Origin of the sequence: uncultured Mucilaginibacter sp. (assembly GCF_937859865.1) — a bacterium.
In the GTDB taxonomy this organism is placed as follows: Bacteria; Bacteroidota; Bacteroidia; order Sphingobacteriales; family Sphingobacteriaceae; genus Mucilaginibacter_A.
The window spans coordinates 1-22,829 of sequence record NZ_CALMAT010000147.1; the positions used below are offsets into that span (position 1 = coordinate 1).

At 41.4% G+C, this 22,829-nt stretch carries 20 protein-coding genes, 1 pseudogene and 1 riboswitch; of the genes and pseudogenes, 16 read left to right on the forward strand and 5 right to left on the reverse strand.

The window, feature by feature from the left end:
• The 14 genes and pseudogenes from Q0192_RS15830 to Q0192_RS15895 all read left to right on the forward strand — a co-directional run.
• Positions 1-493: pseudogene (locus tag Q0192_RS15830) on the forward strand (hypothetical protein); the annotation flags it as partial.
• A 50-nt stretch (positions 494-543) separates the two neighbouring features.
• Positions 544-927: an SRPBCC domain-containing protein gene (locus Q0192_RS15835; protein ID WP_299290899.1), complete on the forward strand. Its 384-nt coding sequence runs from the start codon at positions 544-546 to the stop codon at positions 925-927.
• Positions 928-994: 67 nt separating this feature from the next.
• On the forward strand, positions 995-2,236 hold the full coding sequence (locus tag Q0192_RS15840; protein WP_299290901.1) for a BamA/TamA family outer membrane protein: 1,242 nt from the start codon (positions 995-997) through the stop codon (positions 2,234-2,236).
• A 168-nt stretch (positions 2,237-2,404) separates the two neighbouring features.
• A complete protein-coding gene (gene lysA, locus Q0192_RS15845) occupies positions 2,405-3,616 on the forward strand; it encodes a diaminopimelate decarboxylase (RefSeq protein WP_299290903.1) in 1,212 nt (403 codons plus the stop codon).
• Between the two features lie 67 nt (positions 3,617-3,683).
• Positions 3,684-4,496 (forward strand): Fic family protein, encoded by an 813-nt coding sequence (locus Q0192_RS15850; RefSeq protein ID WP_299290905.1) that lies wholly within the window; start codon positions 3,684-3,686, stop codon positions 4,494-4,496.
• Positions 4,497-4,558: 62 nt separating this feature from the next.
• The gene (locus Q0192_RS15855) at positions 4,559-5,662 is read left to right on the forward strand and encodes an AAA family ATPase (RefSeq protein ID WP_299290907.1); all 1,104 of its coding nucleotides are present in this window, start codon (positions 4,559-4,561) and stop codon (positions 5,660-5,662) included.
• Position 5,663: 1 nt separating this feature from the next.
• Positions 5,664-6,338 (forward strand): DUF4276 family protein, encoded by a 675-nt coding sequence (locus tag Q0192_RS15860; protein WP_299290909.1) that lies wholly within the window; start codon positions 5,664-5,666, stop codon positions 6,336-6,338.
• 13 nt (positions 6,339-6,351) lie between these two features.
• On the forward strand, positions 6,352-6,708 hold the full coding sequence (gene folB, locus Q0192_RS15865) for a dihydroneopterin aldolase (RefSeq protein ID WP_299290911.1): 357 nt from the start codon (positions 6,352-6,354) through the stop codon (positions 6,706-6,708).
• Entirely contained in the window at positions 6,705-8,102 is a 1,398-nt protein-coding gene (locus Q0192_RS15870; protein ID WP_299290913.1) for an FAD-linked oxidase C-terminal domain-containing protein, read from the forward strand. Before folB ends, Q0192_RS15870 begins: the two co-directional genes overlap by 4 nt.
• A 474-nt stretch (positions 8,103-8,576) precedes the next feature.
• Positions 8,577-9,926 carry a TolC family protein gene (locus tag Q0192_RS15875; protein ID WP_299290915.1) on the forward strand — a complete coding sequence of 450 codons (1,350 nt, stop codon included), beginning with the start codon at positions 8,577-8,579 and terminating at the stop codon, positions 9,924-9,926.
• 14 nt (positions 9,927-9,940) lie between these two features.
• Complete coding sequence (locus Q0192_RS15880; protein WP_299290917.1) at positions 9,941-11,071, forward strand: efflux RND transporter periplasmic adaptor subunit; 1,131 nt, start codon at positions 9,941-9,943, stop codon at positions 11,069-11,071.
• 31 nt (positions 11,072-11,102) lie between these two features.
• Positions 11,103-14,279, forward strand: a complete 3,177-nt coding sequence (locus Q0192_RS15885; RefSeq protein WP_299290919.1) for a multidrug efflux RND transporter permease subunit — start codon at positions 11,103-11,105, stop codon at positions 14,277-14,279.
• A 376-nt stretch (positions 14,280-14,655) separates the two neighbouring features.
• Positions 14,656-16,776 carry a gliding motility-associated C-terminal domain-containing protein gene (locus Q0192_RS15890; protein WP_299290921.1) on the forward strand — a complete coding sequence of 707 codons (2,121 nt, stop codon included), beginning with the start codon at positions 14,656-14,658 and terminating at the stop codon, positions 16,774-16,776.
• Between the two features lie 177 nt (positions 16,777-16,953).
• Positions 16,954-17,020: riboswitch (Fluoride riboswitch) on the forward strand.
• 35 nt (positions 17,021-17,055) lie between these two features.
• A complete protein-coding gene (locus tag Q0192_RS15895; protein WP_299290923.1) occupies positions 17,056-18,342 on the forward strand; it encodes a voltage-gated chloride channel family protein in 1,287 nt (428 codons plus the stop codon).
• Positions 18,343-18,346: 4 nt separating this feature from the next.
• Here Q0192_RS15895 and Q0192_RS15900 read toward each other — a convergent pair whose 3' ends face one another.
• From Q0192_RS15900 to Q0192_RS15915, 4 genes are read right to left on the reverse strand one after another with little or no spacing between them, the layout of a single operon-like run.
• On the reverse strand, positions 18,347-18,697 hold the full coding sequence (locus Q0192_RS15900; protein WP_299290925.1) for a DUF86 domain-containing protein: 351 nt from the start codon (positions 18,695-18,697) through the stop codon (positions 18,347-18,349).
• On the reverse strand, positions 18,698-18,994 hold the full coding sequence (locus Q0192_RS15905) for a nucleotidyltransferase family protein (RefSeq protein WP_299290927.1): 297 nt from the start codon (positions 18,992-18,994) through the stop codon (positions 18,698-18,700).
• Positions 18,995-19,018: 24 nt separating this feature from the next.
• Positions 19,019-19,729: a hypothetical protein gene (locus Q0192_RS15910; protein WP_299290929.1), complete on the reverse strand. Its 711-nt coding sequence runs from the start codon at positions 19,727-19,729 to the stop codon at positions 19,019-19,021.
• Positions 19,730-19,751: 22 nt separating this feature from the next.
• Complete coding sequence (locus Q0192_RS15915; RefSeq protein ID WP_299290931.1) at positions 19,752-20,528, reverse strand: SGNH/GDSL hydrolase family protein; 777 nt, start codon at positions 20,526-20,528, stop codon at positions 19,752-19,754.
• A 279-nt stretch (positions 20,529-20,807) separates the two neighbouring features.
• On the opposite strand from Q0192_RS15915, the gene Q0192_RS15920 reads away from it, so the two are divergent.
• Positions 20,808-21,275 carry a hypothetical protein gene (locus Q0192_RS15920; protein ID WP_299290933.1) on the forward strand — a complete coding sequence of 156 codons (468 nt, stop codon included), beginning with the start codon at positions 20,808-20,810 and terminating at the stop codon, positions 21,273-21,275.
• On the opposite strand, the gene Q0192_RS15925 is transcribed toward Q0192_RS15920, so the two are convergent.
• Entirely contained in the window at positions 21,272-21,691 is a 420-nt protein-coding gene (locus Q0192_RS15925; RefSeq protein ID WP_299290935.1) for a nucleoside-diphosphate kinase, read from the reverse strand. The genes Q0192_RS15920 and Q0192_RS15925 overlap by 4 nt on opposite strands.
• Positions 21,692-21,815: 124 nt before the next feature.
• On the opposite strand from Q0192_RS15925, the gene Q0192_RS15930 reads away from it, so the two are divergent.
• Positions 21,816-22,826 (forward strand): bifunctional oligoribonuclease/PAP phosphatase NrnA, encoded by a 1,011-nt coding sequence (locus Q0192_RS15930; RefSeq protein WP_299290937.1) that lies wholly within the window; start codon positions 21,816-21,818, stop codon positions 22,824-22,826.
• Positions 22,827-22,829: the final 3 nt, after the last annotated feature.

Below are 22,829 nucleotides of genomic sequence, written 5' to 3' on the forward strand. Positions count from 1 at the left end.
TACGGCCGAAAAAACTTTTGGTTACAGCCGCACCGAATTTTTAGCAACGCCATTGCCAAATATCATCCTGCAAACAGCGTATCAAAAGCTGCCGTTTGATGAAAAGCAACTGACTAAAGAACTTGGTTTTATGGCACGATCTGGCAAAAAAATATATGCCGAAACAACACTTTCGGCAATTTTATTGGATGGAAAAGAAGCCTGGCTTTTTACCATGGTTGATGTTACCGAGAAAAAATTGTACCGCCAGATGCTGGAAGAAGGGATTGACGAAGAGCTTTCCCTCAAAGCAAAAAACAAAGAACTAAAAGATTTGGCCTACATGAACTTTCACTTGGTGCGCAAGCCTTTGGCCAATATTCTGGGTTTGGTAAACGTGCTGGACGGTTCTGTAAACAGCGAAAAAACACTAACCGAAGTGCTGGCGTTTTTGAAAGAAAGCGGCAACGAACTGGACGAGCTGATAAAAAACCTCGACCCGCAGCAGTATTAGTTTTAAATTGCGGATATTTGCTTTCGTTTCCGTTCCGAATTCCGCTTTTAATGAAAGATTACAAAAAATATTACGTGCTTCCGGCCACACCGGAGGAAGTTTATCTGGCGTTGACCAATCCGGTAAGCATCGAAATTTGGACGGGGGAAGCAGCAGAAATGACAGCCGAGCCCGGAACCGAGTTTTCTTTGTGGGAAGGTAGCATCCAGGGGAAAAACCTGGAGTTTGAAGAAAATAAAAAACTCGTGCAGCAATGGTATTTTGGCGAGCAGGAAGAACCATCCATCGTAACCATCAAACTCCATCCTGATAAACATGGCACTTCTGCAGAGTTGCGGCATACCAACATCCCCGACAACGATTATGACGATATTGTAGAAGGATGGGATTCGGCTTACTTTGGGTCATTAGACGAATTTTTTTCCGGCTTTTAAATGCACCAAACTTTTGCCATGTTCTTTCGTCTTAAACAAATGCTTCTTTTACCTTATCAAAAATAGGATGATTATCCGCTCGACTGTTTTCCTGTTTTTTATTTTGTGCACTGCTATCCACATTAACGTTTCTGCGCAAACCGATTCTGCCAGTCCTGTGCGTCAAACTGCCGCTGATACCTTGCGCAAACAGCAAGACAGCTTGGCCAAGCAAAAAGATATTTTGGATATTGTCCATAGCTTGCTCCGAAAAAAAGCCAACCAAAAGCCAACCGTTGTCAAACGCTTTAATTATTCTATCGTCCCATCCATCGGCTATACTTTATCAACCGGTTTTGCCGCAGATTTAACCGGCAACGTTGCTTTTTATGCCGAACCGAAAATGCACGAAAATTTATCGGCCATCAGTTCGGGTTTATCCTACAACCAACGCAGCCAAATCACTTTCCGTACGGTTTCTACCATCTGGACAAAAGATGACGATTACAATTTTGTTGGCGATTGGCGTTGGTACAAATATCCCGAAAACACGTATGGCTTGGGCAGTTCAACCACTGCTAGCGATTTAAACCCGATCAAATACAACTTCGTTCGTTTTTATGAAACGGTTTTGAAGAAAATCCAAAAAAACTTTTACGGCGGTTTGGGTTATGCACTAGACTATCATTACAGCATTGTCCAAAACGGCGTACCCTTACAAAACATTACCGGTTACCAGGTTTACGGCCAAACCTCAAGCTCTTTGTCATCCGGCATCATCTTCAATTTGTTGTACGATAACCGCACCAATTCTATCAACCCAAAATACGGAAGTTACGTAAATTTGATTTACCGGCCCAACTTAAAATTGCTGGGCAGCAACCAGAACTGGCAGTTGGTTACTTTCGATTTCCGGAAGTATGTTCCTTTAACATCCAGCCGAAAAAGTATTTTAGCATTTTGGACGCTGGAGAACTTTACCATTGGCCATCCTCCGTATTTTGATTTGCCCAGTATCGGTTGGGATATGAACGGAAACACCGGAAGGGGTTATGTTACCGGCAGGTATCGCGGGCAAAACATGCTTTATGCCGAGACCGAATACCGTTTTACGCTTAGCAAAAATGGCCTGTTGGGCGGTGTTTTGTTTGCCAATGCCCAAAGTTTTTCTGATTATCCTGCCAACCGTTTTCAAAAGGTTTTGCCTGCTTTTGGCCCTGGTTTGCGCATCAAGTTCAACAAGCGTTCGGATACCAATATTTGTATTGATTATGGTATCGGCACCGGCAATTCGCACGGCTTGTTTGTTAATTTGGGCGAGGTTTTTTGATGGCAAAGCCAATGCTTCTTTTATCGGCATAAAATTATTGCAGGATATTTCTCCGGCACAAATTATTGTTTTGTGCCGATGCTTCTTTTATCGGCATAAAATCATTGTCTGGTATAAATTATTGTTTTTGCCGGTCAGGATTTACAGGCTTAATTTTTATTTTCGCCCATGTTTAATCCTGCCCTTGTCAACCGTTTCCAGCAAATAGAAACACCTTTTTATTATTATGACCTCGAACTTTTAAAAGCTACGTTAAAGGCTTGTGCCGATGCTTCTTTTAGGCACCGTTTTTTGGTACATTATGCCATGAAGGCCAATTTTAACCCGCGTGTTTTGGATACCGTCCAAAGCTTTGGTTTTGGTGCCGATTGCGTAAGTGGAAACGAAGTTTTGGCAGCCATTAACCATGGTTTTAAAAAAGAAAAAGTGGTTTTTGCCGGCGTTGGAAAATCGGACAAAGAAATCAATCTGGCTTTAGACCAGGATATATTTTGCTTTAATGCCGAATCTGTGCAAGAGCTGGACGTGATCAACGAATTAGCTTCGGCCAAAAACAAAACGGCCAATATTGCCATCCGCATCAACCCAAATGTAGATGCACATACGCACCATTTTATCACCACCGGGCTGGAAGAAAACAAGTTCGGCATAAACATTTGGGAGTTGCCTGCCGTTGCCGAAAAACTGCGCCAATGCCAGAATTTGAATTTTTTGGGAATCCATTTTCACGTCGGTTCGCAAATTAATGATCTCAGCGTTTTTCAAAACCTATGTTTGAAAGTGAACGAAATCCAACTGTGGTTTCAGGAGCAAGGTTTTACGGTGAAAGTTTTGAATGTGGGCGGCGGTTTGGGCATAGACTATTTTTTGCCTGATAAAAACAGCATTGTTGATTTTGAAAGTTACTTCCAGGTTTTCAAAGACCATTTACAAATCAGCCCCAGCCAGGAAGTGCATTTTGAATTGGGTCGCGCCCTGGTTGCCCAATGCGCCTCGCTAATTTCCCGTGTTTTGTACGTGAAGAACGGCCTCAAAAAAAACTTTTTGGTGTTGGATGCTGGTATGACAGAACTAATCCGGCCGATGTTGTACCAGGCGTATCATCAGATTGAGAATTTGAGCCGTCAGCAATCGGCCATCAGCAGTCAGCAGTCAGCTATGAACCATGAACCATTAACACCTCAAACTTCAAATCTCATTTCCTACGACGTTGTCGGCCCAATTTGCGAAAGTACCGATTGTTTTCGTACCGATGTAGCTTTGCCAGAATCAGAAAGAGGCGATTTAATTGCCATTCGTTCTGCAGGTGCTTATGGCGAAGTGATGGCTTCGGGCTATAATTTAAGGGACCGGGTGCAGGCGGTTTATTCGGAAGGGTGATGCTGTTTTTACCGGTTAAAAATAAGTAACAATGCTGAAAAAGCGGCCAATTTAATCAGATACAATTATGGAAGAAGTCGAATTTGAGATATTGCAAGTTGAACTTTTGCCGACTTATTGCAAAGAGGTTAAAGTTGGACAATTGGATGCATATACAAACTTGCAAGACAGCGAACTTTCTATCAATACTTTTAGTTTTTACATTTCGGTTTCGGCTGTTTATTCTTCCAAGATTGAAGGCGAGGAGATGGAATTGGATTCTTACATCAAACACAAAAGGTTTGGCCTTGAATTTTTGCCAGATTATACTCAAAAGATTGACGATTTGTATAATGCCTATCAGTTTGCTAAGTCAGCCAGTTTAAACGAAGAAAGTATAAAAAAAGCACATCAAATATTAACAAAACATATTTTACCAAAACGCCAACAAGGCAAAATCAGGACCGGCAATATGTATGTAACCACAGCCCACGGAAAAATAGAATATGTTGCAGCATCGCCTTTTGCTGTTCAAAAAGAGTTGGATAAATTTTATAAAGACTTGTCTAACTTATTAAAATTGAAATTATCGGTACAAGAAACTTTTTTCTTTGCATCGTTATTACATTTGGTATTTGTAAAAATCCATCCTTTTAATGACGGCAACGGTAGGATTTCCCGGTTATTGGAAAAGTGGTTTTTGGCAGAAAAATTAGGTGAAAAAGCATGGCTAGTCCAATCCGAAAAAAACTATTATTTGCACCATCAAACTTATTACCAAAACATTCGGCGTTTGGGTTTGGAATATGAAAGCCTGGATTATTCGCAAGCTTTGCCTTTTTTATTGATGTTGGCGGATTGTTTGAAGATAAACGAAAACGCAAATAAGCTTACTGATTAAGTTTGGATTGTATTTATTTGGAAAATATTATTTTAAGGCTATTTTGTTTTAATTGTGAAGTTATGATTGAATATATTGAAATAGAAGGTTTTAAATCCATTAAAAAAATGGAATTGGAATTAAAGCCAATTAATATTTTAATTGGAAGCAACGGAAGCGGCAAAAGCAATTTTATCTCTTTTTTTAAACTGATCAATGCGATTTTCAACGAGCGTTTGCAAAAGTTTATTATTGAAGAAAAGGCTGATAATTTATTATATTTTGGAAGAAATACAACTCAAAACTTATTTGGTAAATTAATATTTGATAGTGGTATAGGAAGCAATAATGGTTATTATTTTAATTTAGCACAAACTAAAGATGAGAGATTATATATCGAAAAAGAAGCATTAGGATATAATATAAACAGTGGAAACGACACTAATAAATATTCTGTTAAAACTAATTTGATTGAAAGTTACTTACTTAAGTCTGGTAATTATTTAGATAAAGATCTAAAAAAATATTTATCACATCTTCAAACCTTTCATTTTCATGATACATCTTCTACATCTTTATTAAGAAGAAATTGTGATATCAACGATAATTTATACTTAAAGCAAGACGGTAGAAACCTACCTGCATTTTTATATTTGTTAAAAATAAAACATCCTAAAGTATTTACTCGGATAGAAAAAACTATCCAAACAGTTGCGCCTTATATAGCTAAGTTTATTTTAGAACCAAGCCGTTTAAATGATAAGGAAATTGAGCTGCGTTGGATAGATGCGGGAGACTCGGAATCTAATTTTTCCGCTTACCAATTATCCGATGGAACACTGCGTTTTATTGCCCTGGCAACTTTGTTAATGCAACCAGAGCCTCCGGCAGTTATTATTATTGACGAACCTGAATTAGGTTTACACCCTTATGCTATAGGTAAATTAGCAGGAATGATGCAGGCAGCAGCTACAAAATGTCAGATTATTGCTGCTACACAATCTCCAGGACTAATAAGTAATTTTTCTCCGGAGGATATTATTGTAATGGATAAAAGTGAAGAAGAAAATCAAACTGTTTTTAACCGGTTAAATTCAGAATCTTTAAATATCTGGTTACAGGAATTTACACTCGGAGATTTATGGGAAAGAAACATTATCAATTCTGCGCAACCTTTTACCAAATAACATGAAAAGAATAATTGTTATTGGAGAAGGACAAACAGAGCAATCTTTTTGTAATGATGTTTTACGACCTTATTTTAGTTTAAAAGGTATTTACATACAAAATCCTGTAATCAGTAAAACTGGAGGAGGAATTGTTAATTGGAAAGCTTTAAAACATCAGGTTGAAATGACTTTGCTGCAAGATCAAACTGCTTTTGTAACTACGCTAATTGATTATTATGGTTTGTACAGTCGTCATCAATATCCGAGATGGGAAGAAGCAGAAAAATTAGTAGATAAAAACAGCAGGATGAAAAAGCTGGAAGATGCAATGCTTATGGATATTGAAACTGATTTGCAAAGAAGATTTATACCATATATTCAACTGCACGAATTTGAAGCATTGCTATTTAGTGAAATAGATGTATTTAATAACAATTTTGAAAAAAAAGAATTTTTGGATTATAATTATCTGGTAGAAACCATTGATAAAAACAGTAATCCGGAAATGATAAATAATGGTACTGAAACGGCACCATCAAAAAGATTGGGGAAAATTATTAAAGGATATTATTCAGATAAAGAAAATAATAAAGCTTTTTACGGTTCAACCCTTGCACATGATATTGGTTTACAAAAGATAAGAAGTAAATGTCCGAGATTTAATAATTGGATTGCAACTTTGGAAAACATTTAAGTCAATCCAATCCATGATCAAAGTTGCCCTCCACCAAATCAAATTTTTCGCTTACCATGGTTTTTATCCTGAAGAACAAATCTTGGGCAACAATTACTTGTTAGATGTGGAAGTTGAATTTCTAAATAAAGTTGTTGGCGATGAAATTGCAAATACTGTAAATTACGAAAAACTACACACAATCGTATCCGAAGAAATGCAGCAGCCTCGCAAATTACTGGAAACGCTGGTGCAGGAAATAATCGAAAAAATAAAAGCTGAATTTCCGTTTTTAGAAAAGATAAAAGTGGGTATTAAAAAGTTAAATCCGCCATTGCCGGGCGAAGTAAAATACTCGTTGGTAGAAATTACCTGGATAAAAGAAGCATGAGTTATACAGTTATAACAGAAGATATTTTAAGCCGGATCAAAGCAATTGCCGGTGCTAATGCTGTTTTTACAGATAAAGATGATCTGGAAAACTACAGCCACGATGAAACGGAAGACCTGCGTTTTTATCCGCAGGTAGTGGTAAAACCGCAAACGCCGGAACAGGTTTCGGAACTGATGAAACTTGCCAACGCGCATCATATTGCCGTTACGCCACGCGGCGGCGGCACGGGTTTAAGCGGCGGCGCGCTGCCCATCCATGGCGGTTTACTGATTGCCATGGAAAAGTTTAACCAAATCTTGGAAATTGATGAGCAAAACTTGCAGGCAACGGTTGAACCTGGCGTTATCACCGAAGTTTTTATCAATGCCGCTGCCGAAAAAGGTTTGTTGTACCCGGTTGACCCGGCCAGCAAAGGTTCGTGTTTTATCGGCGGCAATGTTTCACATGGTTCCGGCGGGCCGCGCGTGGTGAAGTACGGAACCATCCGCGAATATATTTTGAACATGCAGGTCGTTTTGCCCAACGGGGAAATTATCTGGACGGGCGCCAATACGTTGAAATATGCTTCGGGCTACAACTTAACGCAACTGATGATCGGTTCGGAAGGAACGCTGGGCATTGTTACCAAAATCGTGGTGAAGCTGGTGCCGAAACCGATGTTTGATTTGTTGCTGCTGGCTTCGTTCCAAACGGATGAAGATGCCTGCAAAGCGGTTTCCGCTATTTTTCGGGCGGGCATTATTCCTTCGGCTTTGGAGTTTATGGAGCGAAAAGGTATGGAGTGGGTGATGGAACACGACGACATCAGTTTTGATTTAAAGCCGGAAGTTACCTCATTTCTGTTGATCGAAGTGGACGGCAGCAACCAGGACGTGCTGTCTACCGATTGCGAGCGGATAAACGAAGTATTGGAGCAGCACCATTGTACCGAAGTTTTGTTTGCAGATACTTCAACCCAAAAAGAAGAACTGTGGCGAATGCGGCGGACGATGGCGGTTTCGGTAAAATCCAATTCGGTTTATAAGGAAGAAGATACGGTTGTGCCACGCGCCGCTTTGCCGCAACTGCTGAAAGGCATTAAGGCCATCGGCGCAAAATTTGGTTTTGAATCCGTTTGTTATGGGCACGCGGGCGATGGCAATTTGCACGTCAACATCATCAAAGCCAATATGAGCGATGACGCCTGGAACAACGAACTGAAACACGGCATCCGCGAAATTTTTGAACTGACGGTTGCTTTAGGCGGGACTTTATCCGGCGAGCATGGCATTGGTTTGGTACAAAAGGATTACATGCCGCTTAAATTTTCGGAAGTCAATTTAAATTTAATGCGCGGTATCAAACAAGTTTTTGATCCCAACGGAATCCTAAACCCGGGCAAGATTTTTTAGTGCATAAAAACAGTACGCCTGTGCTGTTTTTTCTCAATAAAAAAATAGCCATTTGTATTGCCAGTACCGTTTGTGCTTAAAAATTATACGATAAAAGAAGCATCGCTAAGGCAACAACATTTTAAGATGTTATTTAGATTTTTTCCGGTTCTTTTTTTCCGGGCCAATGCTTCTTTTATCGCCTAAAAATCTTAACCGTTTTTTTCCTGATTTATCAAAAGCAGGCAAGCACCAATTTTTGCCTGGTAAAAGAAGCATTGCATTTTTCTTGATATAAATTAAACTGATACATAAATTTAAACAACTTCAAGGCAAACAGCTTTAAACGGTAGCCAGAAATGTAAAAATTGGATTACAATGATAGCCAAACATGCTGATTTTCCATATCCGTAGTTAATATGTTAATCATATGATTAACTATTTTAAAACATATAAGTTATTTTGTGCTTAAATGAAGTAATACCTGATATTGTTATGCATTTTAACATAAGTAAAATTTACTGCATCCTGTTCTTTACGTTCTGCTGCCCTTATATTTTAAAAGCACAAACAGCACGGGATTCCCTTTCGCCGGTTGTTTCTTTGCAGGAATGTATCCGGTATGCTTTGAAAAACCAGCCTGTTTTGAGGCAAACGCAGCTCGACCAGGAAATCAACGAACGCAATATTGATATTGCTTTATCTGCCTGGTTGCCCCAGCTAAACGGGACCAGTAATTTACAGCATTATTTTGAGCTGCCAACCTCTGCTTTCCCAAATACCACCGGCGGTACTACGGTTACGCGTTTAGGTTTGTACAATAACTCTACGCTTACGCTTGGCGCAAGCCAGGTAATATACAACAACGATGTGCTGTTGGCTTCGCGAGGTGCAAAATATTCCAGGCGTTTCTATCAGCAAAATACACAAGTAAGCCAAATCAATACCGTTGCCGATGTGAGCAAGGCTTTTTACGATGTGCTGCTTTCCCAAAAACAATTGGATATTATCAATGCCGATATTGCCCGTTTGCGGCTTGCTTTAAAAGATGCTTATGCGCAATACCAGGCCGGTGTGGTGGATAAGATTGATTACAAGCAGGCCACCATCGCTTTAAACAATGCTTTGGCCAGTTACAAAGCCACCCAGGAAGCGGTAAAATCAAAGACGGCCCTTTTAAGGCAGTACATGGGCATTACGGCCGAGCGGACAATTATGCCGATTTACGACAGCGTTCGTTTGGAACAGGAAACCCGGATTGACACCATGCAAATGCTGGATGTGCGGAACCGGCCGGAGTACCAGCAATTGGAAACGCAGCGCAACATCCAAAGCTTGAATGTAAGTTATTACAAGTGGGGGTTTTTGCCATCCATAGGTGCTTTCGGAAACTATAATGTGAATTTTTTGAACAACCAGTTTTCCGACCTGTACAACAAAGGTTATCCTAACTCTTTAATTGGGCTAAATTTAACCATCCCTATTTTTCAGGGGACGCGCCGTTTGCAAAATTTGCGCAAGGCCAGGTTGCAGGTAGACCGTGCCGATTTGGATATCGTTAACTTGCACACCCAGATCAATACGGAGTATGAGCAGGCATTGAGCAACTATAAAAGTAGCTATTTTGATTTGCAGACTTTAAAACAAAACGTGGATTTGTCGCGCGATGTGTACAACGTCGTTTTTCTGCAATACCGTGAAGGCATCAAAACTTATTTGGATGTCATTGTGGCGCAGTCAGACCTTCGTACTTCCGAGTTAAATTATAACAATGCGCTTTTTACCTTGCTTTCCAGCAAAATAGATTTGCAAAGGGCTTTGGGTTCTCTTTCGGTTAATTATTAGAATTTATCTACCTCATGAAAAATAAATATATCACGCTCGTGCTGTTAATTGTTTCAGCTACCTGGATATCCTGTTCCAAATCGCAAAAGAAGAGCACGGCTATACCGCCAACACCGGTAAACGTACAGGCTGCCGAAAAAACAGACGCTACTTATTATGACCAATTTGCAGGCACTGTAGTTGCTTTAAACAGTGTTGAACTGCGCTCTCAGGTTGCCGGTTTTATTACCGGTATTTTTTTCAAGGAGGGAGACGTGGTTCCGAAGGGGAAAACACTGTACGAGATAGACCGCCGTTTGTATGAAGCCACGTACCAGCAGGCACAAGCCAATTTGGTGAGCGCGCAGGCCAGCCTTAACCGGGCGCAAAAAGATGCAGACCGATATACACAATTGCTAAAACAAGACGCTGTTGCACGCCAATTGGTAGATAATGCCATTGCCACTTTAGAAACCAGCCGAAGCCAAGTTGCTGTTGCGGTGGCAGGTGTGCGGTCGGCCAGGGCAAATTTAAGTTACTCCATTATCAAAGCCCCTTTTACCGGCCGCATTGGTATTTCGCAGGTTAGGTTAGGCGCGCAGATTAGCCCGGGCAGCACTTTGTTGAACACTATTTCGTCTGAAAACCCAATTGCGGTAGATTTTGTGGTAGATGAAAGCAACATCAGCCGTTTTGACTTGTTGCTAAATAAACGCGTAAAACAGGATTCGACCTTTAAAATGGTTTTGCCTACCGGCGAAACGTATGCTTATCCGGGCAAAATAGCGGTTATAGACAGGGGCGTAAACAACCAGACCGGAACTATTAAAGTACGCGTACGCTTCCCAAACCCGAAAGACAAATTAGTTGACGGAATGAGCTGTTCGATCAACGTATTGAACAAAGCTTCCGGCGATCAGGTAGTTATCCCGAACAAAGCGGTGGTAGAGCAAATGGGCGAATACTTCGTTTACTTGGCAAAAGATACCATTGCCAAACAAATCAAAGTAACAACAGGACCAAAGGTAAACAGCAATATTGTTATTTTAAGCGGTATCAAAGCAGGCGACAAGATCATCACCGAAGGTTTGCAAAGGCTTCGCGATGGTGCCCATATCACATTAGGCGCACCAAAACCAGCACCACAAGGCCAACCAGGCAAATAATTTTTAAAAAAAGACTTAGTAAAAGCATCAAATGATTGCAGAAACTTTTATACGCAGGCCCGTAACCGCTATGGTTATCTCCTTGGTTATCGTTATCGTGGGTTTATTGGCCATGAGTTCTTTGTCCATCGGGCAATACCCCGAAATTACACCTCCAACCGTAAACATTACCAGTACCTATACCGGTGCCGATGCCCAAACGGTAGAGCAAACGGTGGCCACACCAGTGGAAGTGCAGGTAAACGGAACGCCTGGTATGACTTACCTGACCAGTAACAGTACCAGCAACGGACAAATGAGCATGACAGCCAATTTTGAGGTAGGTACAAATATTGACATTGCTACGCTGGATGTACAAAACCGGGTAAGTATCGCCACGCCTACTTTGCCTCAGGAAGTGCAGCGTTTGGGCATAACCGTGCGCAAAAGAAACCCAAGTATCCTGATGCTGGTTGCCTTGTTCTCGCCAAAAGGGACGCACAATGTTACTTTTTTAGATAACTACACCAATATTTTTATTAAAGATGCCCTAGGAAGGACCAAAGGTGTGGGCGATATTTTTACCCGCGCCGATGATTTTAGTATGCGTATCTGGCTAAAGCCGGATAAGCTTTCCCAATTGTCCATTACGCCGGCACAAGTTACGGCTGCTTTACAAGAGCAAAACGTGCAGGTAGCAGCCGGAACAGTAGGTGCACCCCCACAAAAAAACTCTCAGGTGTATGAATATACTGTTTTTGTGAAGGGAAGATTGGTGAAACCGGAAGAATTTGGAAACGTTATTGTGAAAACCGATCCGGCTACCGGTTCTATTGTTTATTTAAAAGACGTGGCCAGGGTAGAATTAGGCAAGTTTAACTATACAGGCAACTCCTTTGTAGATGGAAAAAGGGCTTCTTACCTGTTGGTTTACCAGGCACCGGGCAGCAATGCGCTTTCTACTGCCGAAGGTGTTTATGCCGCCATGGACCAGCTTAAAAAGCAGTTTCCGGCAGATGTGGATTATGTAGTGCCTTTCGAGTCGGTTTCGGTTGTGCAGGTTTCTGTAAAAGAGGTTGTCCAAACCTTAGTGATCGCTTTGGTGTTGGTGATTATTGTCGTGTACCTATTCCTGCAAAGTTGGCGTGCCACTTTAATACCGGTATTGGCCATCCCGGTTTCCATCATTGGTACCTTTATATTTTTTATACCGCTCGGCTTTACCATCAATACTTTAACCCTGTTTGGTTTTGTATTGGCGATAGGTATTGTGGTGGATGATGCCATCGTGGTGGTAGAAGCCGTACAGCAACATATGGACGAGGAAGGCATGTCGCCAACAGATGCTACTTTACAGGCCATGCGGGATATTTCGGCCCCGGTAATTGCAATTGCTTTGATCCTTGCTGCAGTGTTTATACCGGTTGGTTTTATCCCGGGGATTGTAGGCCGGTTGTACCAGCAATTTGCCGTTACCATTGCTATTTCCGTGCTGATCTCTGCTTTTATTGCTTTGTCTTTAACACCTGCTTTATGCACGCTGATTTTAAAACCAACCGATAAGGATAAAAAATCCTCTTCCTGGTTAGATAAATTTTTTAAGGTGTTTAACGATTGGTTTGAAAGCATTACTTCCCGTTACCGCAATGGGGTTGATCGAGGCATACACCATGCAAAATTTGTAGTGATCATATTGGTCTGTCTCATTGTCGGTGCCGTGCTGCTGTTTGAAAAAAAACCTTCCGGATTTATCCCTACAGAGGACGAAGGCAGGATTTACATCACTTTTGATTTGCCGGAAGCTTCCTCAACCACCCGTACGGTTGCAGTGATTAAGCGGATGATGGGCATACTGGACAGCATACCGGGCGTAGGGCATTACGCAGCGCTGGGCGGCTTAAATGCGGTTACTTTTGCCAATAAATCAAACAGTGGTACTATTTTTTGCTCCCTTAAACCCTGGGACGAACGGAAAGACAAATCGTTGCAGTTGACGGCGATGGTTGCCAAACTACAGCAAAAATTATCGGTTATAAAAGAAGCAAGTATTGTGGTTATCCCTCCGCCGGCTATTCCGGGGCTGGGCAATACGGCAGGTTTTTCTTTCATCATCGAACAAAAAGAGCCAAGTACGGATATCAAAGGCTTTGAAAATGTTATTCAAAATTTTGTGGCCGAAGCCAATAAACGGCCCGAAATTTCCAGGGCTTTTACCTTTTTTACAGCCCGTACACCAAGTTACCAATTAGAGGTTGACCGCGAAAAAGCCAAGAAATTGGGTGTGTTGGTTTCTGATGTGTTTAGCGCATTAGGCACTTATTTGGGAAGTACCTACGTAAACGACTTTACCATTTACGGCCGTAATTTCCACGTGCTGGAGCAGGCAGATTCCAGTTATCGTACCGACATCAAAAATCTGGGGCAATATTTTGTGCGGAACCAGGCCGGCACTATGGTGCCTTTAAGTACGCTTACTTCTTACAAAGTAATAGAAAGCGCGCCGCTTATTTCCCATTACAACCTGTTCCGGTCTTCAGAAATTGATGGCGGCTCGGCACCGGGCTACAGTAGCGGCGATGCTTTAACAGCCCTAAAAGAAGTAGCGGCCAAAACTTTGCCGCAAGGTTACGGCTACGAGTTTTCGGGTTTAAGCCGGGAAGAACTGGCTTCCGGTTCCAAAACCATCTACATTTTCGGCCTGTCCATCATGTTTGTATTTTTGTTTTTGGCCGCGCTTTACGAAAGCTGGTCGGTGCCTTTTTCCGTATTGCTGGCCGTACCGGTCGGTATTTTTGGTGCCATTCTGTTTCTAACCTTTGTGCCGCATATTGACAATAATATTTATGCCCAGATCGGCTTGATCACGCTGATTGGTTTGGCTGCTAAAAACGCCATTTTGATTGTGGAGTTTGCCAAAGAAAGGGTGGACAAAGGCATGGACCTGGAAGAATCAACACTGGAAGCCGTAAAGCTACGTTTAAGGCCGATTATCATGACTTCGCTGGCTTTTATACTGGGCGTTTTGCCCTTGGTGTTTGCAAGCGGGGCAGGTGCCCAATCAAGGCAAACCATTGGTTTTACAGTTGTAGGCGGGATGCTGGCCGCAACCTTGCTTGGTATTTTTATTGTGCCGGTTTTGTATGTAACCATAACCAAAGTTGCCTATGGCAAGAAAAAGCTGGAAGAAATGAAAGCCAATTACAAGCCCGACGAGCAAAAACACCCCTAAGCCACACCAAATTTTAGTGCATAAAAGGAGCATCAGGTTATGGTGTTCCTTTTTTATTTAAAACGAAGTTGTTTGATTTTTTTTCCCGGCCCTCTTTTTTTCCGTTGATGCTTCTTTTATCGGTAAAAATATTGGTTTTTTAATTCGTTAAATTTATACCGCACACCAATTTTTACCCCATAAAAGAAGCATGTCTTTTTTTTGTGCAAATTCAAAACACCCTCCTAAAAGTTTAAACAACTTCAATAACCCTTTTCATTTCTAATTAAATTCTGTTAGATTTATCATATCTGTTGGCCAGCCAATTACCAATTACCAGCAGCACGGTTTTACAGGTGAGGAGATGAAATTTTATACTTTTTTTTTACTTTTTTTCATGCTGATTACGGTTCAGGTAAAAGGCCAGGGTTCGGGCTGCCCGGAAAATATTGGTTTTGAATTGGGGACCTTGCAAAACTGGCAATGTTATATCGGAAGTATTGACAGGCTTAACGGTGTTATCACAGTCGCGCCTTCTGCCCCTGTTTCCGGCAGGCATACTGTGTTTAAATATGCGCCCAACCAGCTCGACCCTTATGGTAAATTTCCGGTTACCTGCCCCAACGGAAGTACTTACTCGCTAAAGTTGGGCAATGACAATACCGGTGGCCAGGCAGAAAGGGTGAGTTATACCTTTACAGTGCCCAACAGTAGTACCTACAGTATCATTTATAATTATGCCGTAGTGTTTCAAAACCCTGACCATGCCGTTTGGGAGCAGCCCAAATTTACCGCCCGTGTTTTTGATGTTGCTTCTAACCAATACGTTAATTGCGGTTCTTTTGAGTTTGTTGCCTCATCGGCCCTGCCTGGTTTTCAGCAAACTGCAAACAGTGTTTTTTATAAGCCCTGGTCGCCCATCACCATTAATTTGTCCGGGCTTCAGGGAAAAACACTGCGCTTGGAATTTACAACCAACGATTGCAGCCGCGGCGGCCATTTCGGCTATGCTTATATTGACGTAAACGAAAACTGTGCTTCGCCCATTACCGGAGAAACTTATTGTGCCGGCAACTCCTTTGTAAAACTGTCTGCACCGGCCGGTTTTAAAGAATATTACTGGTACACCAATGATTTTTCTAAAGTATTGGGCACTTCTAATGTGCTAACCATCTCGCCCGCACCGCCAGATCAAACCCAATATGCGTTAAGGATAGTGCCTTTTCCGGGTTTGGGTTGCGAAGATACTTTACATACCACCATCCATGCTTCGCCGGATATACTCACTTTAAATGTTAAACCCTCTGTTTCCGGTTGTGAAGCCGGCATCAGTTTAAAAAACCCAAGTTTGACGGAAGGCAGCAGTCCGAATTTAACTTATTCGTATTTTAACGACCCTGATGCCACCGATTACGTGCCTGATCCAACCCAAATCACCACCAGCGGGACTTATTATATCAAAGCGGTTAATGCGGCAGGTTGCTCTGATATCAAACCCATTGAGGTTAAGCTGGAAAACACGGCTTCGATTATCGTTAATGATCCCGGCCCGGTTTGCCAACCCGATAAAGCAGATATCACGCAAGCAAAAATAACTGCAGGCAGCAGTACAGCCCTTACTTATACCTATTGGAAAGATAAGGATGCAACGGTGCCTTTAAACGCGCCTCAAGCCATTGATTCTGCCGGGACTTACTACATAAAAGGGACGAATACTTTAGGCTGCACAGCAATTGTACCGGTAAAAGTAGTGATAGGCATCCAGCCGAAGCTGGTTGTTAAAAATGCATTGGCTTGTTTGTCGGTTGATTTAACCAATGCTACGTTGGTAGCCGGAAGCGATGCAAATCTGACCTATTCTTACTGGAAAGATGCCGCTGCTACAACCGTTTTGCCATCGCCAGACAAGGTAACCAGCAGCGGGACTTATTACATCAAGGCAACCAATGCAACAGGCTGCTCGAAAATAAGCCCGGTTTCGGTGCAGGTTTATTCGCTGCCGGTTTTCACGTTAAACCCTGCTGTCCGGGTTGTTTTTCCGGCTTCGGCCGATCTTACAAAGGCGCATACCGGCAGCGATAGTTTGGCTTACTCGTATTGGAAAAACCTGATGGCAACCGAGGTTTTGGACAATCCGGCCGAGGTAAAAAAGAACGGAGTTTATTATGTTGAAGCCACCAATAAAGCAGGTTGTACGTTGGTTTTGCCGGTTCTTGTAACGATTGACCCGCCTTTGCCGGTCAAAATAGTTGCGCCAAATGTTTTTACCCCAAATAATGACGGTACGAATGACCTGTTTAAGATCAGTTACGAAGGCGCCATGCAATTGAAATATTTTAAGATTTACAACCGCTACGGCCAGCAGGTTTACGAAACCAAGCAGTTGACCGATTATTGGGACGGCAATTTTAACGGCAGCAAAACCCCAACCGGCACGTATTATTGGGTTTTAGAAGGCGTTGATACTTACCGGAAAGAACGGGTGCTGCGTTCGGGCTCGATAACCGTGATCCGTTAAAATGTTTGTTTGGATAAAAATCTTTAATGCTTTTTTTACTGCCTAAAAATCATTGGGTGTTTAATTTTAGTTTTTTAAGCTGATGCAAACACACCAATTTTTATAGGGTAAAAGAAGCATTGATTTTTCTTACGCCAATTTAATCGGCTTCTAAAAACAATCTTTTATATTTGCGCCAACACAACAGGAAATGGTGTCTTCCTGCATCGAACCGCCAATATTGGCTGATGGCGCCTGCAAACAATACTCTTTTTACCGAGTAAAAATTGATATGCAGGTATGTTCAAACTAAAAAAAATCCCTTCTCTCTATTACATTTTCCGCCATTTGTTAAAATGGACGGTTTATATAACGCCATTGGCCGCAGCCATCGGTTCGCTGGTTGCGCTGTTTTTGTGGCTGATGGATTGGGCAACACAGTTTCGGTTTTCGCATCCCGGAATATTGTTTTTGATGCCTGTTTCGGGTGTTGTTATTTATCTTTTGTACCGTTTGGCCGGAAAAAACGCAGCAGCGGGCAACAATTTAATTATTGATGAAATACACCAGCCAGGCGGTGGCGTACCTTTCCGGATGGCGCCTTTGGTGTTGGTTACCACCATCATCACCCATTTATCTGGCGGCTCTGCCGGAAGGGAAGGCACAGCCGTGCAAATGGGCGGAAGCCTGGCCGCGTTATTGGCCCGGAAAGCAAAATTTGGCGAAGAGGATGTCCGCGTAATATTAACCGCCGGGATTGCTGCCGGTTTCGGTGCTGTTTTCGGTACGCCTTTAACCGGTGCTGTTTTTGCCATGGAAGTTTTAACCATTGGCCAGTTAAAATACAATGCTTTGCTGCCTTGTTTAATGGCCGGTATCATTGCCGATATAACTTGTTCGGCGTGGGGCATCCATCATACCCAATATCAAATTGCCGCTTTTGCAGAAGTACACCAGATTTCTTTTATTAAAATTGATTTTTTGTTGGCCTTGAAAGTCATCCTGGCCGGTATTGCCTTTGGGTTGGTTAGTCAGCTATTTACCAAACTAACACACACCATTCAAAAAACTGCGGTTAGGTTTATCACCATTAAGTGGCTTATTCCGGTTGTTGGCGTTGTGTTTATAATTGCGCTAACCTACCTTTTAGGCACCCGTGATTATCTTGGCATCGGTATCGTTTCCAAACATCCGAACGGCGTTTCTTTGGTTAACGCTTTCCATGCCGGCGGCGTTACTTACTTTAGCTGGTTTTGGAAAATCCTTTTTACCGCCATTACTTTAGGCACCGGTTTTAAAGGCGGCGAAGTAACGCCTTTGTTTTTTATCGGCGCTACTTTAGGCAATGTTTTGGCTGTGCTTTTTGGCGTCCCCGTTGATTTGCTGGCCGGTTTAGGTTTTATTGCCGTTTTTGCCGGCGCCACCAATACGCCTTTGGCCTGCACGTTAATGGGCGTCGAACTTTTTGGTAGCAACAACTTGTTGTATTATGCCATTGCTTGTTTTACGGCTTATTATTTTAGTGGAAAATCCGGAGTTTATAGTTCGCAACGGACGGCGGTGGAGAAGGTGGGAGTGGAGGTTTGAGCAATTAGCCTTTGTATTTTTCCATTTCGATGATTTCTAATATTTGTTCACAAAATTTGGGAATAATCAGCTCAACAACTCCCCAAACAGCCCAAAGGTCAACACCAATATAATCATGAATTAATTTATCTCGCATTCCGGCAATTTTCTTCCATTCAATTGCTGGATATTTTGTTCGAAATTCTTGCGTTAAATGTTTAGTTGCTTCACCAATAATTTCTAAATTTCTGATGACTGCATCTTGTATTATTGGTTTGGCCAAAAACTCATCTTTGTTTATTTGATGAGTGTAGTTTCGAATCTTATCAATACAATCCAAAATATGATTTAGATAAATAAATTCGTCTTTCTTCATTTATTTAAAAACCGGTAATTGAAGTAAAATTAAATCTTTTTCTATGTATTTTTTTAATGCTGGATTTAACGACTTTAACGTAATTAAATCTACTTTAATTCCAAGAACTTCTGTTAATTCCTGTTCTAAACCAATTATTTCTAAAAGATTTAAGTCTTGTTCAAAATCAATTAAAATATCTAAATCACTGTTTGGTTTATTTTCTCCACGGGCAAACGAACCAAATATGCCAATTAGTTTAGGATTGAATTTTGATGTAATCTCTATAATTTGATTTTGTTGGGTTACAGAAAGCATTGTTAAGGTTGTGTAAAGGTTTTATTATGAGATAAGATTTTGACCATGGGTTATAGCATACTTTATACTTTCAACAATGACTTGTTTTTTCGCCTCATTCAGAAAATCTTTTAAAAGCCTTGTTCCTTGTTTAGTTAATTTAGCCCAGCTTTTGGATAATTTTTTTACGATCCAAGCTTTTGATTTATTAGTTAAATTTTCACGTAATTCAATTATATCTTTTTTTATTTCTTGAATTTGAAAAGCATTCGATTCGTTTTGATAGTTCTCAATATTATTTTCAATATATTCTAAATGTTCGTCTAACAACAGTATTTGTCGAGGTGTAAGAGGATTACTATTAACATCTTCCTCAACTAGTTCAAATTCACTAAAGTAACTTTCTGTATAAGAATTTATAATTGGATCATCAAAAAAAGATTTTACTTTATTGTAGCTATTTAATAATTCTAACCATGCGTTAAAGTGAGGTTGTAAGTCTTTTACTTCAATCCAAAATTGTTGACTTTGATTGTTAGTTTTTGATATAGGTTTTTTGTCCAACAATACCTTATGTATTCCACTTGGTTGTTTTTCATATTTGTCGATATTAAAATAAAAAGAGGATTTTTCATCGCTGTCAATTATTTTTAATAATTTATCCCCAGGGCTGATGACATTAAAAGCATTCCCTTTAAGGTCAACAAAACTTTGCAATGATTCCAAAATTATTAGCGGAAAGTCCTTTTTGTTCATCTTGATTAAATGTTTAAATATTTCATTTCACCACTTCTCCCCAAGCATGCGCCATCAACTGCGCTCCGGCCAAACTTGGGTGCACGCCATCGCCAGTCCAGTAAACGCCGGGAGCAGATTTAACCGCTTTATCAAACACGGATTGAAAGGGGATAAAAGCAGCATCAAATTGGTTGGCTATATCGCGGGCGGCTTTTTGGTATTCCGGGAATTCTGGGTACCAGGTTTTGTCAACCGCTTTTACATTCGGCACGGCAAAAGGCTCGCAAATAATCAGTTTGACGTTGGGCAACGCTTTTTTGGTACGCTCCAATAGGGCTTTAAAATCGTTCCGGTAAATGTCAACCGTGCCGTTGTAATGGCCGTCGTGCTTGTGCCAGTAATCGTTTACGCCGATTAAAATACTTAAAACGTCAGGCTTCAGGTTCAAGCAATCGGCGTCCCAGCGTTCCGCCAGTTGGTAAACTTTATTGCCGCTGATGCCTTTGTTGTACACTTTCAGGCTTTTTTCCGGGTACTTAAACAACAGTTCCGAGCCGGCGATCATAGGATAACCGTTGCCCAAAGCCGAGGTATTGTTTGGATCGATGTTGTCTTTTTTCCGGCCAGAATCCGTAATCGAATCGCCCTGAAAAAGAATGGTGTTGTTTTGCCCGATAGCAATTTTGCCAACTTTAGCTTCTGCAAAAGCGGAAGTTACAATTTCTGTCATGGCCAAGGCCGAAACACCTGCAATGGTTCCGCCTTTAATAAAATTTCTGCGTGTGTAGTTCATGATTAAATTTTTAAATGGGTTCATCTTTTTTGGTTCATGGTTTTTAGTTCATGGTTGATAGACTGTGGTTCATAGTTGATGCCAACTTGCATGAACTATCAACTACAAACCACGATGATCAACTACCATCTACCTAATCTATCAACTTTCAAACACTTAAAAAAGGCCGGTAAAAACAGTATGGCTGTTTGTGTTTTTAAAATTGACAGAATTGGGTTTCAGGTTTTGCTTACAATTTTACAGAAATGTTTTTTAAGTTTTTTGATAAATTGGATCAAGTTGATCTCCGGATAATGCGTTTTGTTGGGTTTCGTGTTCCGTTATCCAACTAAAACCAACGGTGGTGATGGCCAAAATTTAGGTGCTAAAAGAAGCATGGGGAAAAAGTCCGGAAGTTGGAAAAGACGGGAAATCCGAAAAGTCCGGAAGTTGGGAAAGCGCAAAACTCTAAAAGTACAGGTATTTAACAGAGGTTGTCGTTCCGACCGCAGGGAGAAATTTTATTTCAACCAGAAAAGCCGGGCAGCTTTGGAGAAGATTTCTCCCTGCGGTCGAAATGACAAAGCGCCTATCGGGCTTCCGGTTTTCCATGCTTCTTTTATGCCTGTTAATTTGGTAAGGCTTTGTTGTTTTAGTTTGGAGGGAGAAGCCTTCTTTCAACAAAAAAGGTATTTTGCTTTGAAGAAGATTCCTCTTATAGTCGAAGTGACAGCCCTGTCAGTCTTTTCGGACTTCTCTGACTTTCCGACTTCCGGTCTCCTTTCCGATTAAAACCGCTCAAACGCAGAGAAAAAGAAGTTGCCTTCAATTTGTGCGTTTTCATCAGAATCAGAACCGTGGACTGCATTTTTTTCGATGGATTCTGCAAATTCTTTACGGATCGTGCCTTCTTCGGCCTGCGCCGGGTTGGTTGCACCGATCAGTTTACGGAAAGAAGCCACGGCATCGTCTTTTTCTAAAATGGCCGCTACAATTGGCCCGGAAGACATAAAACCAACCAAATCTTTATAAAAAGGGCGTTCGGCATGTACCGCGTAAAACTTGCCGGCCAGTTGGGGCGATAAAGAAGTGTATTTTAAGGCTACGATTTTAAAACCAGCCTGGGTTATTTTATTTAAAATAGCGCCAATGTGCTGGTTTGCAACCGCATCCGGCTTAATCATTGTAAAGGTTTTGTTGGTTTCCATGGGGTAAGTTTGTGTATTGAAGGGCAAAAGTAGGTTTTTCGGCAGGAAACCAAAACCAAGTTGGAATAAAAAAGCCGGTAATCCATTTATTTATTTAGCTTTGCATTCCGTTTTAAAATAGTAGATGTTGAACCTTGCCGAGCTAAAGGAATTACTGAGCCAGCCCCAAAAAATTGTGATCACCACCCACCACAAACCTGATGGCGATGCGCTGGGTTCTTCGTTGGGTTTGTACCATTACCTTAAACAAAAACAGCATCAGGTACAGGTAGTTACGCCGACCGATTATCCTGATTTTTTGCAATGGATGCCCGGGAACAACGAGGTAATGATCTACACAGAAAAAAAAGAACAATCGGCAGCTTTGATTGAACAAGCCGGTTTGATTTTTTGCCTCGATTTCAATTCCCTTTCCCGGATCAACGAAATGGGCGAACTGGTACGGGTTTCATCAGCCAAAAAGATCATGATTGACCATCATCTTGATCCCGAAAATTTTGACGATTTCCGTCATTGGCGAACTTCCGCTTCTTCGGCCGCACAATTGGTTTACGAATTTATAGTCGAACTTTTAGGTGATAAAAACAGCATCACCGCCGATATTGCAACTTGTTTATACACAGGGATTATGACGGATTCCGGTTCTTTCCGTTTTCCAACCACAACCTCAACCGTTCATCGCATTGCGGCCGACCTGATTGATTTAGGCGCTGATAATGCTGCCATTCACCAGTTGGTTTACGACCATGCCAGCGAAAACCGTTTGCGTTTTTTAGGTTATTGTTTGAGCGAAAAGCTGGAAATTTTGCGCGAATACAATACCGCTCTAATTACCGTTAGTAAAAGTGATTTAAACCGTTTTAACATCAACACCGGTGATACAGAAGGTGTTGTAAACTATGCTTTGTCCATTGAAAACATCCGTTTGGCGGCTTTTATCATCGAACGGCCGGACAAGATCAAGCTTTCGTTGCGTTCATCCGGAACGTTTCCGGCCAATGAAATCTGCAAGAATTACTTCCACGGAGGCGGCCATCGCAATGCGGCAGGCGGGCAATCAGAAGGCACTTTGGACGAAGTGATCCATCAGTTTAAAACCCTTTTACCCGAATATAAAAATCTTTTAACACAATAAACA

Bases quoted from the DNA above. Each gene is read 5' to 3' on its own strand.
- Q0192_RS15835 (WP_299290899.1), top strand. From the start codon at position 544: ATGAAAGATTACAAAAAATATTACGTGCTTCCGGCCACACCGGAGGAA.
- Q0192_RS15840 (WP_299290901.1), top strand. From the start codon at position 995: ATGATTATCCGCTCGACTGTTTTCCTGTTTTTTATTTTGTGCACTGCT.
- lysA (WP_299290903.1), top strand. From the start codon at position 2,405: ATGTTTAATCCTGCCCTTGTCAACCGTTTCCAGCAAATAGAAACACCT.
- Q0192_RS15850 (WP_299290905.1), top strand. From the start codon at position 3,684: ATGGAAGAAGTCGAATTTGAGATATTGCAAGTTGAACTTTTGCCGACT.
- Q0192_RS15855 (WP_299290907.1), top strand. From the start codon at position 4,559: ATGATTGAATATATTGAAATAGAAGGTTTTAAATCCATTAAAAAAATG.
- Q0192_RS15860 (WP_299290909.1), top strand. From the start codon at position 5,664: ATGAAAAGAATAATTGTTATTGGAGAAGGACAAACAGAGCAATCTTTT.
- folB (WP_299290911.1), top strand. From the start codon at position 6,352: ATGATCAAAGTTGCCCTCCACCAAATCAAATTTTTCGCTTACCATGGT.
- Q0192_RS15870 (WP_299290913.1), top strand. From the start codon at position 6,705: ATGAGTTATACAGTTATAACAGAAGATATTTTAAGCCGGATCAAAGCA.
- Q0192_RS15875 (WP_299290915.1), top strand. From the start codon at position 8,577: ATGCATTTTAACATAAGTAAAATTTACTGCATCCTGTTCTTTACGTTC.
- Q0192_RS15880 (WP_299290917.1), top strand. From the start codon at position 9,941: ATGAAAAATAAATATATCACGCTCGTGCTGTTAATTGTTTCAGCTACC.
- Q0192_RS15885 (WP_299290919.1), top strand. From the start codon at position 11,103: ATGATTGCAGAAACTTTTATACGCAGGCCCGTAACCGCTATGGTTATC.
- Q0192_RS15890 (WP_299290921.1), top strand. From the start codon at position 14,656: ATGCTGATTACGGTTCAGGTAAAAGGCCAGGGTTCGGGCTGCCCGGAA.
- Q0192_RS15895 (WP_299290923.1), top strand. From the start codon at position 17,056: ATGTTCAAACTAAAAAAAATCCCTTCTCTCTATTACATTTTCCGCCAT.
- Q0192_RS15900 (WP_299290925.1), bottom strand. From the start codon at position 18,697: ATGAAGAAAGACGAATTTATTTATCTAAATCATATTTTGGATTGTATT.
- Q0192_RS15905 (WP_299290927.1), bottom strand. From the start codon at position 18,994: ATGCTTTCTGTAACCCAACAAAATCAAATTATAGAGATTACATCAAAA.
- Q0192_RS15910 (WP_299290929.1), bottom strand. From the start codon at position 19,729: ATGAACAAAAAGGACTTTCCGCTAATAATTTTGGAATCATTGCAAAGT.
- Q0192_RS15915 (WP_299290931.1), bottom strand. From the start codon at position 20,528: ATGAACCCATTTAAAAATTTAATCATGAACTACACACGCAGAAATTTT.
- Q0192_RS15925 (WP_299290935.1), bottom strand. From the start codon at position 21,691: ATGGAAACCAACAAAACCTTTACAATGATTAAGCCGGATGCGGTTGCA.
- Q0192_RS15930 (WP_299290937.1), top strand. From the start codon at position 21,816: ATGTTGAACCTTGCCGAGCTAAAGGAATTACTGAGCCAGCCCCAAAAA.